The organism is Blastocatellia bacterium (genome assembly GCA_035275065.1).
Classification (GTDB): Bacteria; Acidobacteriota; Blastocatellia; order UBA7656; family UBA7656; genus DATENM01.
On the sequence record DATENM010000017.1, the window covers coordinates 51,767 to 64,888 of the forward strand.

At 58.5% G+C, this 13,122-nt stretch carries 9 protein-coding genes; 4 read left to right on the forward strand and 5 right to left on the reverse strand.

Features of this window, described 5'->3' with window-relative positions; all coding sequences use genetic code 11:
- Positions 1-62 precede the first annotated feature (62 nt).
- Positions 63-524 (forward strand): bifunctional nuclease family protein, encoded by a 462-nt coding sequence (locus tag VJ464_03100; GenBank protein ID HKQ04094.1) that lies wholly within the window; start codon positions 63-65, stop codon positions 522-524.
- A 100-nt stretch (positions 525-624) separates the two neighbouring features.
- Positions 625-1,056 carry a single-stranded DNA-binding protein gene (locus VJ464_03105; protein ID HKQ04095.1) on the forward strand — a complete coding sequence of 144 codons (432 nt, stop codon included), beginning with the start codon at positions 625-627 and terminating at the stop codon, positions 1,054-1,056.
- A gap of 18 nt (positions 1,057-1,074) precedes the next feature.
- On the opposite strand, the gene VJ464_03110 is transcribed toward VJ464_03105, so the two are convergent.
- The 5 genes from VJ464_03110 to VJ464_03130 form a co-directional block, all read right to left on the reverse strand.
- The gene (locus tag VJ464_03110) at positions 1,075-2,478 is read right to left on the reverse strand and encodes a sigma-54 dependent transcriptional regulator (protein HKQ04096.1); all 1,404 of its coding nucleotides are present in this window, start codon (positions 2,476-2,478) and stop codon (positions 1,075-1,077) included.
- A gap of 165 nt (positions 2,479-2,643) precedes the next feature.
- Complete coding sequence (locus tag VJ464_03115; GenBank protein HKQ04097.1) at positions 2,644-3,954, reverse strand: DUF4147 domain-containing protein; 1,311 nt, start codon at positions 3,952-3,954, stop codon at positions 2,644-2,646.
- Between the two features lie 45 nt (positions 3,955-3,999).
- Positions 4,000-6,012, reverse strand: a complete 2,013-nt coding sequence (locus VJ464_03120) for a peptidoglycan-binding domain-containing protein (GenBank protein ID HKQ04098.1) — start codon at positions 6,010-6,012, stop codon at positions 4,000-4,002.
- A gap of 227 nt (positions 6,013-6,239) precedes the next feature.
- Positions 6,240-7,940, reverse strand: a complete 1,701-nt coding sequence (locus tag VJ464_03125; protein HKQ04099.1) for an ATP-binding protein — start codon at positions 7,938-7,940, stop codon at positions 6,240-6,242.
- A gap of 22 nt (positions 7,941-7,962) precedes the next feature.
- Complete coding sequence (locus VJ464_03130) at positions 7,963-11,001, reverse strand: SMC family ATPase (GenBank protein ID HKQ04100.1); 3,039 nt, start codon at positions 10,999-11,001, stop codon at positions 7,963-7,965.
- Between the two features lie 217 nt (positions 11,002-11,218).
- Between VJ464_03130 and VJ464_03135 the strand changes: the two genes are divergently transcribed.
- On the forward strand, positions 11,219-11,635 hold the full coding sequence (locus VJ464_03135; GenBank protein ID HKQ04101.1) for a hypothetical protein: 417 nt from the start codon (positions 11,219-11,221) through the stop codon (positions 11,633-11,635).
- Positions 11,636-11,800: 165 nt separating this feature from the next.
- Positions 11,801-12,973 (forward strand): acyl-CoA dehydrogenase family protein, encoded by a 1,173-nt coding sequence (locus tag VJ464_03140; protein HKQ04102.1) that lies wholly within the window; start codon positions 11,801-11,803, stop codon positions 12,971-12,973.
- The last annotated feature ends 149 nt before the right edge of the window (positions 12,974-13,122 follow it).

Sequence of the window (13,122 nt, forward strand, 5' to 3'; positions counted from 1 at the left end):
CTTAAATACTGGCCGGGTCGGTGGGCAACATTCGGAAGGGACCATAGGCGATGGAAATCGAAATGAAAATCCGCGGGCTGATGATGGATCCATCAGCTAACACGCCGATCATCATCCTGAAGGATGTGAATGGCGAATCACTGCTGCCGATCTGGGTCGGCGCCTTTGAAGCGAACGCCATTGCCACCGAAATCGAAAAACTCTCATCTCAGCGTCCGATGACGCATGACCTTTTAAAGAATGTCATCTGGGAGCTTGGGGCAGCCATCAGGCGGATAGTGATTACCGATTTGCAGCACAACACGTTTTTTGCGGTGATTGAAATGCTGCGTGAAGACCAGTTAATCACCGTTGATGCCAGGCCCAGCGATGCCATTGCGTTGGCCTTGCGAGTTGATTGCCCGATCTACGTAAACGAAGAAGTCATCAAGAACTCTAGCGCGACGATTACCGAAGAGCCTGCGGTCGAAGATGAAGAATGGCCCGATGATTTTGCGGATGATTCGAGCGGCTACAAAATGTAAGCCGCCGAATCAAAACGAAGGGTGAACAAGGGCCAGATCGCCCGTAATCGGCAAAAAGATCATCACCACCCACTTCCCCAGACGCAACGGAGGAAAACCCATGGCTTCGTTCAACAAGATTATCGTGGTCGGCTATCTCGGCAGGGACCCGGAATTGCGCTATACGCAGGACGGCACGGCGGTGTGCAATTTCAGTGTGGCGACGACCGAACGACGCAAGGATCGCAACGGCGAGATGCAAGACGTGACGACCTGGTTTCGCGTCAATGTCTGGCGGCGTCAGGCTGAGGTGGCCAGCCAGTACCTCAAGAAAGGCCGCCAGGTCTACGTCGAAGGGCGCTTGTCGCAAAGCGAGTTTCAAGATCGCGAAGGACAAACCCGGACAACGCTTGAAATCCACGCCAGCGACATTCAATTCATTGGAGCGCGCGGCGATGAGGCAGGTGGCGGCGCATCTGAAGCGCCAAAAGTGCGGGCTGAAAGTCCGGCGGCTGCTTCAGGCCCCATTTCGGATGACGATATTCCCTTTTAATGTCGTCGCTTGAGCCGGCTATTCGCTGAAAGTGAAATGTTTAGTCAGGCCAAGGTCCTTAATCTTTTGCTGTAAGCTTTGGCGGTGAATCCCGAGCATAGCCGCGGCGCGCGTAATGTTTCCCGCCGAACGCTCCAGGCACTTCTCAATGTATTTCCTCTCGAAATCCTTCTTTGCCTGCTTGAAGTCTTCTCCAATAGATACCACAAGAGCATCTTCAGGCAATTCAACATCTTTTGTTTTCCGTGATTTGCTCAATATTTCTTGAGGCAACACATCTGAAGTAATTTGTTCGTTTTCAGCAAGCACGACGGCTCGCTCAATGGTATTCTTTAACTGCCGGATGTTCCCAGGCCAGTTATATTCAAGCAATGCTTTAACCGTATCGCTCGAAATTCCTAATGGGGAGGAGCGATAAGCCAGAGAGTAGCGTTGAATAAAGGAATCGATGAGCGCCGGGATGTCCGCCTTCCGTTCTCTGAGAGGCGGCAACTCGATCTGCACGACGCATAGACGATAATACAAATCCTCTCTAAACTTCCCCTGTTCGGCTAGCTTATCTAATTGCTTGTTAGTGGCACTGATCAGACGAGCATTACTGGTGATCGTTTCATTGCTCCCTAGACGTTGAAATGTTTTGTCCTCTATGACCCGCAGAACCTTCGCCTGCGTTTCTAAGCCCATGTCTCCGATCTCATCAAGAAAGAGCGTGCCGTTTGCAGCCGCTTCGAACTTGCCGATCCTCTTCCCCGCGGCCCCTGTAAAGGCGCCTTTTTCGTGGCCGAAAAGTTCCGATTCAATCAACTCATGAGGCATCGCCGCACAATTGACGGCAACGAAAGGCCCACCGCTGACTCGACTGCGCGCGTGAATCTCTCTGGCCACCTCCTCTTTGCCGGTTCCCGATTCACCTGTGATTAAGACATTGACTTCGGTCTGAGCGACGCGCTCAATCAAGGTAAAGATCTTGTGCATCGCCTGCGAAGACCCGATCAACCTCCCTAGCGACCCGCCGCCGGCAATCGCTTGCCGAAGACGCTCGTTTTCCGTCCGTAAAGTGTGTGAAGCCGCCGCATTGCGCACCAGCAGGCGCAGCTCATCAACGTCGAAAGGCTTTGCCAGATAATCAAAGGCGCCGCGCTTGATGGCTTCGACAGCGATGCGCTCGGACCCATGAGCCGTAATCATAATCACGGAAGGCGCATTGGCGGCGCCGACCACCGAGGGTAGGTAATCAAGCCCCGACTCTGCGGCCAATCGGACATCGAGCAAAACAACACTGATCGGCTGCGAGCCAAGGATATTATCCGCGCCGCTTAAGGTGGCGGCCTCGTGGATTTGGTAGCCCTCTTTTTCCAGCGCCCGCCGCATGCCATAGCGGGCAGCCGCCTCATCATCAACGATTAGAATGGATGCAGCCATCAGCGAATCCCTTCCTTTGCATCATCTCACGGCTTTGGTCTGCCGCTATTCTACATCAACTGATCTTGATATGCCGCGATGGATGATACGGATTCCCAGTAACAAACATTATCGGACGGCCAGATAGCGCATCAACCTCTGCGCCTAAACCGCTGCTCGAAATAGCTAATGGGTCAGAATGATTCGTAGGTCGCGAAGATTGTTGCCGGTCGGCCCGGTGACCATTAATCCGCCAGACTCGTTGAACCAGGAGGCCGTGTCACTCGCCTCGAAATAGGAGAGCAGGCGTGATTTCATCTTCCACTCGTCATCGGTTTGGCCTGCCTTTGCCAGGGCGCCGACCGCAATGCTTCTTCCATCAATCCCATCGGTGCCACAAGATAAGACCAGAGATTCGGTCGCTAGCGCCTCTTTCATTCTCAAAGCACAATGCAGGGCAAATTCTTGATTACGACCGCCAAAGCCGCGGCCTCTTACTTTACATGAGACTTCTCCGCCTGACACTACGCAAAGCTTCTCTTTCGGGAAGAGATGGCTCAATTCCACGACCGCAGCAATTAAGCGAGCAGCGGTGCGCTCAACCGTTTCTTCACCGTCGCCACGGTCAACCCCAACGCGATAACCGAGTCTTCGCGCTATCCTTTCAGCCGCTTTCACAACGTCCCGGTTCTCGCCTAAAAGAATAATATCTATGAGCCCATCAGGGTTTTCTGTCAATCTCAGCCCGGCAGGATAGGAAGGAAAAATAAGCGGTTGAAAGAGCTTTGGCAGCTTATCCGTTAACTGGTACTTAGCGGCGATTGCTTGAAATCGTTCAGCGCTTTCTACCTCTGGAAAGAGCGGGTTTGAGGCCAGTGTCTTTATATCGCCTGAATTCACGTCAGAAACGAGCAGCGCCACGGCCCGATTCGCCCGCATCCATTTTCTCAGCTTACCGCCTTTAATCGCTGAAAAATGCTTTCTGATAACATTCGTTTCTTCAATAGTTGCGCCGCAGTTGACGAGAATCTGGTTTAATCGCTGCAAATCCTCAAGTGTTATCTCATCCGTTATGGGGAGTTCGAGAAGAGCGGAACCGCCGCCAGAGATTAGGAAGATCACCAGCGAATCGGCGGGAGAATTTGAAAGCAGTTCGATAGCGCGCTTCCCTGCCCGCAGGCTTTCCGCGTCAGGGGTGGGATGACCGGCAACGATGACCTCTGACTTGAGCGAAAGCGGCGCTCGCCGATTGGTGACCAGAAGACCGCGAGTCAAGCGATTACCGAGAAGCGATTCGATGGCCTCGCCCATTTGCAGGCTCGCCTTGCCCAGACCAATCAAGATCACTTCGGAGAAATACCCCAGGTCAATGGCCTTTTCGTCAAACCATAGCCATTCGCCGTCAAGCCTGACACGCCTGCGAATACTGGCCTGCAAGTCGACGGCGCCGAGGGTTTCAAAGAAGATGGTGCGGGCGGCTTTTTCCAGGTCGTTCATAAACAGCCCGGCGCGGTGCCTTCAACCCATCAAGAGTCCAGCAGCTCAATTCTCGATATCTGAAGTGCTGATGTCGAACATGCGCATCAACCGCAAGACATCCTGACGAATCAGATCCCAGCGGGGCAGCAGCGCGCTGGCATTCCGGCTGGTCGAGACCGCAATCGTGCGGTCGGTGCGGCGCGCCTGCCGCGCCAGGTCGAGCGTCGCCTGTCGCTTGCTTTGCGCGTCCTGGAGGTTGCCGATGAATCCCGCATAAAGGTTGGCGGCGTTTGCGAAACTATTGAGCGCAAACAATAATTCCACGTCCGCATCGCTATAGGATGAGCGCCCGCTATTGTCGCCGCTCATGCCGAGCTGTCGCTTATGCTCGGCAAGCAGGTCGCCGGCACGGCTTTGAATGCTCCTGACCATATTCGCCAGCGTCTCTCCGGCCGGTGAGCTGGTTGAATCGGGATTCGAAGTTGCTGCCGGCGTTGCGCGGCCGAGCGCGATTTCTTGATCTGCTCCGGCAGAATGGATGACCACGCGCCTGACGTGCTGGACACCTTCACGCACAGTGAGCTCGATCTTGCCCCGCGTCAGGGCCTGCGTCACCATACCTGTCGGGCGGACGGCACGCGCATAAACGTCAAGGGTGTCGCCATTGACAACAGAATCGCCGTACCAGCGCCAGCCGCCGGTATTCGCCTGAACATTCATCAGCACATAGATTGCGCCATCAACGGCGCGCGTTGCCGTCGCCGATAGCACATTGGCGAGCAGCGTGTCTTGGGTTGACCGGGTCTCGGGGCGCGTTACCGATGGCTTCTGCGGTTGTTTTACCTGGCTTACAGGACGAGCGCCATTGAGTCCCAGATTCTTTGCCGTGGCGTCGTCGAGCGTGCCGCTTTCCGGCAGCTTATGCTCGCGCTGATAAGTTTTCAGAGAATTCGTCGAACGTGGCGACCACTGGTCGGCAACCTCGCCTTCGTAGTAGCCTTCGTCGCGTAAGGCGGCCTGCGCTCGCCGTGTCATTTCGGGCGAATTCAACGGCAAAGGCTCAGCGGCTGCCGGAGGTGGCGCGCCGGCGCTATCGTTCTCATCACGATCCGGCGCATTCTCGTGTCGAGTCGGTTCAACCGGTTGCCTCGAAGAAGGCGGCTCGGCAGGCTGGCGTGAAGGCTGTGTGTCCGCCGGTTCCGGCTCTGGCTCGGCCTCCACAGGCCGCCGGGATGCGCGGTCATCAATCGGCTGCCGGTCATCACGGGGCTGGCGTTCGGGCTGGGTTTCGTCCGGCTGCCGCCCGGCTCGATTGTCCGTCACCACAGGGTCGCGCTGATCGGGATAGGTATTATCATTTCGATTATTGGTCGCTACGGGGTCGCTGGCGGTTCCGCCCTGGATTGCCAGTGTGCGACGCAACTGGACTCCAAAAGGCGTACCGCTCGGCACACGCGCTTCTTCACCCTTCGAAAAGAGAACGCTGGCGATGACAGCTCCGGCTCCAGCCGCGCCGCCGACGACTGCGCCTTTTGCGCCGCCGCCGATGGCGCCAAGCACGGCGCCGATCACGCCGCCGCCGCCGATAAACACCCCCGTCCGCCGATCATTGCGGCCAGAAACGCGATTCTCGTCGTCAATCTGTCGGCGTATCTCAGGGTCGTCCGAAGTCAGCGACGCATCGAGCGCCAGACGGCTGCCGTCGGGTAATACCAGGTTATCGAATTCGACGGCGATGATTCCGGAGCGGGCCATGCGTCGGGCCGGCGTCACCTGTGTGACGTGGCCTTCGACGATAGCGCCCGCCGGGATTACCCGCGCGCCATCAATGATGACAGGGACTGTAACGGTCGCGGTAAAGCGGTCGCCGACACGATTGGATTTGGAGGTCAGCGTTGAATCCATTCGCACGCTAATGACTGTGTTTTCAGGAATGACCCCGGAACCTACCGGCGTTTGTCGCCCGCCATAGCGTGGGCGATTTTGCTGTATTGCCCCGGCGGCGTCCATACTCGCAAGCAGCGACACCAGCAGCAAACAAGCCAGCCACGTTCTTCCAATCCATCGGTTACTCATAAGCCTGACCTCCCGGCATTTTGTCTGGGATGACAATTCTCTGATTCTTTGTGACGATCCGAGGTGTGCCGTCTGTTGTCCGCCCGAGCAAATAAATGCCTGCCCAGAGAAAATGCCTCAAAGAATAGTAACACCCCTGGCCAGAGTCAGCATCAAGTTTCCTTCGGGCTGGAACACTGAGGGGACGGTGTGGCGCAATCTGTTAGATTGCGCCACACGGCAAGCCTTTAGCCGTTGATCGGCAATCGCACAGTGGCGGTGGTTCCCTTCCCCTTTTGGCTGCGGACGCTCAACTCGCCCTGATGTAGCTCAGTGATCTTGCGGGCGATGGCCATTCCGAGCCCCGTGCCTTTTTCTTTGGTCGTGTAGAACGGCTCGAATAAGCGTCGCAGGGTTTCCGCGTCCATTCCTGCGCCGTGGTCAACGATCTCGACCATCACCTGACCATTGCCGTCAGAATTCGTGCGCAACTCGACGCTTTTGCCTGGCTCGCTGGCTTCAATAGCATTTATTATCAGATTCAAGAAGAGCTTCTTCAGCTCGGTCTCGTCGAACTGGCCCGCCGGCAATTGCTTGGCGTATTGCCTCTTGATTTCCATACCTTTTGCCGCCAGCCGGTCGGCCACCATCGGGACAATCTCGTCCAACAGATGATTCAGGTTCAAGGGCGATTTCTGCAACTCTTTCGGCCTCGCATAATCCGATAGCTCGGCCACCACGGTTGCCAGGTGGTCAACGCTGCGCTCGATGACAGCGACGGTCTCCAGGTCACAGCTCTTGCCCTCAGGCTGGCGCTTCAAGACTTCGGCGGCGAAGCGGATGCTGCCGAGCGGGTTTTTGATCTCGTGGGCGATCTGCGCAGTCATCTGGCCGATGGCGCTCAAGGCGCGGTTGCGTTGCAATTCGGTTTGCGCCCGCACTTCCTCAGTCACATCGACAAAGACCAGAATCAAGCCACGCGGGGTATCGCCTAACATCAGCGGCGAGCTGAAGACGTCCAACAGCATGCCGCTATCGCCCTGCAAACGGCCCTGGTAATGGCTCGCCTGCTCGGTCGCAGACAAACTGCGGGCGACCAGCGCGACCATCTCATCGTTTCCGGCCAGAAGCTCAGTATAATGCTGGCCGGCGGCGGATTGCAGGCCGGTCTGCCGCCGGAAAGATTCGCTGATCGTTTCGACGCGGCCTTCCTCGGTCAGGACGATCACGCCTGAATGCATACTGTCGAGCAAGGATTGCAGGTAATCGCGCGACTCTGAGCTTTCGGCGTAAGCGCCGCTCAGTTGCTTGAGGATGCGGCGAATCTCGTAGAGCGTTAGAAGTGCCACAATGCTGCTGACAGCAAGGACGAGCAGCGTCACCGAAAATTCTTTACGCCGCTCGCGCCGGCCCAGGTCTTCAATGCGTTTATCATTCTCCAATTGGCCTTCAGTCACCAGCAGGTCGAGCGCCGCCAGAGCATTCATCATGCGCTCGCGCTCCTCGAACCATCCGACAGGCACAGGCGAATTGATCTTCTCCCAATACGACTGAAAAGCGGCTTCGAACTCGCGCCATGCCTCCGTGTTCGTGATGGCCGAAGGCTTGGCGTCCACGATGCGCGCATCCATCTCGGCCTTCAGGTCATTGAGCCGCTGGCGCGCAGCGAACGCCAGCAGCCGCTGGTCGCCGTTGGCCAGCACAGTCAATGCCTGGGATTGAATCTTCCCGGCGGTTTCGCTGACGCGGCGGACGACCCGCTCGCGACTCACTTCGGTCTGGCGGATCAGCGTGACCTCCGCCTCCATCTCGACAAAGCTGCGGTAGGCCGTGAAGCCGAGAATCGTGACCAGCGCGAGCAGCGCCAGGAAGCCAACCAGCAGGACATCCCGGACCACCGATTCGGTTCGCCTTGTGAGATTGAACAGCCGTCTTGGCAGTCTGGCCATAACCCTCTGGGACATTGCGTTGTCAGCTGGCTTTCACCGCGACAACGCGGTCGGTGAAGCCTTCGAAGGTATCGTCGTGGCTGATGACGAAGAGCTGGTCGAAATCGCGGATGCGGCCAATCTGTTGCGCCAGGTTGCGCCGCCGCTCTTCGTCCATGTTGGTCGTCGGCTCATCAAAGAAGGCGATGCGCATGTCGGATAGCTCTTTCAACAGCGCCAGCCGAACCGACAGTGCCGCGGCCATCTGCTCGCCGCCCGAAAGGCTGGCGAAGGGACGCTCGTGGCCGTCTTCTTCGAGAACGATTTCATAGCCCGAATCCCAGCGCAGCGTCACCATCGGGTTGCCGGTGATTTCGCGGTAGAGTTGATTGGCTTCGATAGAGATCGATTGCAGGTGCGCTTCAGTGATGAACGGGCCCGCCTTCTTGAGCAGGTCGCGCATGAAATCGGCAAGCGCGTGCAGTTGCTCGCAACGTTGGCGCTCGCCGGCGAGTGTTTCGAGCTGCTTCTTGGCGGCGATCAGCTTATCAATTTCACCATTGAGCTCGCCCAGACGCGCCTCTGTAGCGACCAACTGTGAGCCGAGCGTGGCGACCTGTTCGATCAGCGATTCGAGACGCGCACGGGTCTCGATGTGCGCCGATTCGTCGTAAGCCACGTTGACTTCGCTCAACTCGCCTTCCATTGCGGTAAGGCGCGCGCGGCGGGCTGTCAGGTCTTCGTTGATCTGCTGCAACTCGGCCTCGCGCGCCTCTAACAATTCGGCCACCGGCTGATGCTCGACATAAGCTCGGTAATCTCTCTCAGAGCCCGCGCGCCGAGCCCGCTCGTTTGCCAGGTCTTCGTCGAGGTTGGCGAACTCGGCAAGCTCAGTCTCAAGCCCCCTCAACGCCGCCGCGTTTTGCGCTTGCTGCGTTTCAAAATTTTCAAGCTGAAGCCGCAGGTCATCCTCTCTGGCGACGGCTTCGGCGAGCAGCCGCGAGCGGCCCCGCGGATCGGCCAATGCGGCGAGCCGCGTTTCGATTGCCGCCGCTTCATGATTCAAAGTGTCCGTTTGCTCAAGTCGCTGCTTCAGCGTCGCAACCTCTTCGCGCTTTTCGCCGCCTTCGGCCTTCAAAGCTTCCAACCGTTCGCGCAATAGATCGAGCTTGTCGTATTTCGCCTTGGCTTCACGCGCCGCCGCCATCTCGCGCTCGATTCGGACGAGGCGCTCGTCAAGCTGCCGGATGGTCTGCGCGTTGATCTTTGCGCCGCCAACCTCGCGCTCAAGGCGTGCCGCATTCTTGCGCTCTATCTCCTGCTCCTGCGCGTAGCGTTCGCGCTGAACGCGTTGCGTGGCCAGCGCCGTCGCCGACCGCAACGCCGCCTTCGCCTCTTTTAACTCAACATGCAACGCCTTCAGCTTACGGTCGGCGCTCGATAGCTGTTCGCGCTCGCTGCCGGCCTGCAACTTGAAAAACTGGTCGAGCCCCTGGCCGTCTTTCATGTTCAAGCAGCGTTCGGCCAGCAGCGGGCATAAGCCGCCTTTGGCCTGCGCGACAATCTCTTCATCATGTTCGACGCGCGCCCGCAGGTTAGCGGCTTGAGTGATGAGCGTTCGCTCTTCTTCTTCGAGTCGTGGCAGCTTGGCGGCGAGTTCTTCAGCGCGCAACCCGGCAGCGATCTCGCGGTCAATCGTTTGTAGCTCGCCGGCCAGCTTGGCGAGATTTGCTTGCGCGCGCTGCATCTCTTTTTGCCGCTCGATCAGTCGTTCATGCTGCACCCGCGCTTCGCGCAACTCCGCCTCCGTGTCGCGCCGTTCTTGTTCAAGCGTCGGGACGCGTTCGGCGACTTCGCGCAGTTTCTCGGCCTCCTCGATTCGTTGAGTAACGTCGCGCCATTCGCCGCGGAACTTCTGCAAGTCGTTTTCAGCGACGGTCAAGCGGCGAGAGAGCGCCTTCATTTCGCCGAGCGCCGTCTGTATCTCTGCGCGCCGCGCTTCAAGTCCTTCCTGCTCGCCGACGAGCGGCGCGAGGCGCGCTAGCTCGGACTTGCCGAGATCAATCTGCGCCAGTTTCTCGCGCTGCCCTTGAATGGTCGCTTCCAGCCGTATGCGCTGATGGTCGGCTTCCGCATGAGCCTTGCGCACCTCGTCGCGACGCAGAGCCAGCGGCTCAAGCTCCCGCAAGCGCGAATAAGCGATGTTATAGGACGCATAGCCCGCCGCCGCCGATTCGACGACCGTGCGCGCTTCGCGTGAGCGTGCCACCTCGGCCTCGACTTCAGCGGTGCGCCGCGCCAGTTGCTCAACCTGCGGTCGCAATCCGACAATCTCCGCGGTCAAACGCTCGATTCGTTGCCGCAGCGTGCCCAGCCGCTCAAGCTCGCGGCTCGCCCGCTCCCGCCCTGCCTGCGCCGCCCCAAGCTCGGCCCTGGTCTGCGCCGCGAGCGACTCAAAGCGCGCACGTTCGGCGAACAACTCATCGAGCTTCGAAACCTCGCCCTCGATGCGCGCCATGCGCTCGCGCAGGTCGGCATCGCGCCCTTCGATCAGCTTGACCAGCGATCTTAAGTCGTCCGCGGAGCGCTGGTATTCATCAACCCGCAGCACACGGTCAAAGCTCACTTTGCGGCGCGCCGGCTGCTCGGCGAAGTCGACTGTGAACATGCCTTGCGGCACGCCGATGGTCGAGGTAAACAGGGTTCTCAAGTCGGTCGTCGGGTCAACGCCGAGGTGTTGCTTGAGCCAGCCGGCCACCTGTTGCTTCTGCTCGACCAGGCGCAGCTTGGTGATGGGGTCATAGATGTAATAGCCCGTCGAGGTGTCGCGATGCACGGTGTACTGGCGCCCGTCCTGCGACGAAACAAAGGTGACGCGGGCGATTCCTTTCTTGGCGCCGCGCCGCAGGAAGTCTTCTTTTTTGTAGGGCAATTGATCGAAGAGGGTCCAGGCGATGGCCTCGATAATCGTCGTCTTGCCGGCGCCGTTCGGCCCGCTGATCGCTGTGACGCCCGGCTCGAACTCGAAGCTCGCTTCCTCGTAGTTCTTGATGTTCTCTAGCTCGACTTTGCTGATCAGCATGCGTTGTGACCTGTGATCCCTCTTCTCCGGGTGAGGATTGTTTGTTCAGCAGCAATTCTAACACGCCGGTACGGCCAGGCGAAATTGCTGCCCGGCGGTTGATTCAAGGCCATTATTGCGGCTAATATGAGCGCTTGAGAACCCCATGCGCAGAGCCGCGATTCGGCGCGCTCGCCTCACCGCATTGATAGACTCCCCGGAGACACAGGCAAAGAGTATGGCAATCCTCCTGATTATTCTTGGCGCAGCGGCGCTGGCCCTGATCGGCTGGTATGGTTATCGCTACTACCAGGATCGGCTAGAGCGCCGCATGAGCGAAAACGAATACAACACCGCGGTGACGCTGTGGGAGTTCGCCAAGCGAATCAAATCGGAAATCGATCAAGTGTTGCGCAGCGGCAAGGGCGTTCTCAATTTCACCAACATCACCATCCCATCGAGCGCCGGCTACCGCCTGTCGCTGGAACTGATCGGCACCTATTTCCGCGTCCACGCCGTGCCGGCGCGCTATGCCAAAACCGGCAAGTTATCTTTTGTAGCCGACACCACACTGACCGTGCGCGCCGCTGACCACCAGGGCCAATCGGCCTTGATCGAAGACGACGAGTATCAAGGGATTGAGGCGAGTGACTAGGTAGGATTGCAATCGGGTGTAGCGCAAGGCGGTTAGCTTGCGCAGCGCCTCGCGCAAGCTAACCGCCTTGCGCTACATCTCTTCTTCGCCTCTAGTCTCTGGTCGTCAATCGTGCTACAGTTTCCGGGCAATTCAGCGCGCCATCAATGCATTCAGCGGGCGATTATGGATTTTTCGATTCCGCAGGAATATCTCGACTTCAAGGCGGCAGTCTATCAATTCGCCAGCGAGCGGCTACAACCGCGCGCCCAGGAGCTAGACGCCCGCGGCGAGTTTAGCTGGGAGAACTGGCGCGATATGGCCGGCATGGGATTGCTCGGCCTGCCCTTCCCCGAACGCTATGGCGGCAGCGAGGCGAGCCCGCTTGCCACCTGCCTGGCCATGGAAGCGGTCGCCGCCGCAGGCGTTGATGCCGGGACACCGCTCGCCTGGGGAGCCCATACGATCCTCTGTGGCGTCCCCATCTGGCTGCTTGGCAACGCCGCGCAAAAGGAAAAGTATCTGCCGAAGCTCTGTTCGGGTGAATGGGTCGGAGCCTTCGGGCTGACCGAGCCGGGCTCCGGTTCGGACGCCGCAGCGATGAAGACGTTTGCCGAGAAACACGGCGACCGATGGTACCTGAACGGCTCGAAGATGTTCATCACGAATGCGCCCATCGCCAACCTCTTCGTGGTCTTCGCGGCCACACGCAAAGGCGCCGGCAATCAGGGAATCTCTGCCTTCATCGTCGAACGCGGTGCGCCGGGGTTAACGGTCGGCAAGGATTTGCCGAAGATGGGCAACCGCACATCGGTAACGGCCGAGCTATCGTTCGACAATTGCGAGGTGCCGGAAGAGAACCTGCTCGGCCCGCAAGACATGGGCTTTCTCGCGGTCGGCAAAGAAACCCTCGAATGGGAGCGCAGTTGCATGATCGCGCCGATCATTGGCGGCATGCAGTACATGCTCGAATGCTCGACCGCCTATGCCCGTGAGCGCAAGCAATTCGGGCGACCGATTGCCGAGTTCCAGGCCATTCAACATAAGCTGGTTGACATGAAAATCGCTGTCGAAGGCGCGCGGCTGCTGGTCTACCGCGTCGCCTGGCTCAAACAGCAAGGCAGGCGGGCGATGATGGAAGCCGCCATCGCCAAGCTCTGGGCGACCGAGGCCGCGATTCGTGTGGCGTACGATGCCGTTCAGGTCTTTGGTGGCTACGGCTACATTCACGATTACCCGGCGGAGCGCTTCTATCGCGATGCGCGGCTCGGAACCATCGGCGCGGGAACAAGTGAAGTGCAAAAGATGGTCATCGCCAGGGAGTTAATCAAGCAGTTTACAAGCGGACGAGCCGGCTAGTGACGGCGTGTCGTATCGCCTCAGAATTGAATCGCCGGCCAGAACAGGTGCCAGATGAACAAAGGGACACGCGTGCGCTGCTTTTTCAGGCAACCCATTCGGGCTTCAAGATGGACAATCTTAATCGCGCTTTTCTTATTGCTGGCTTC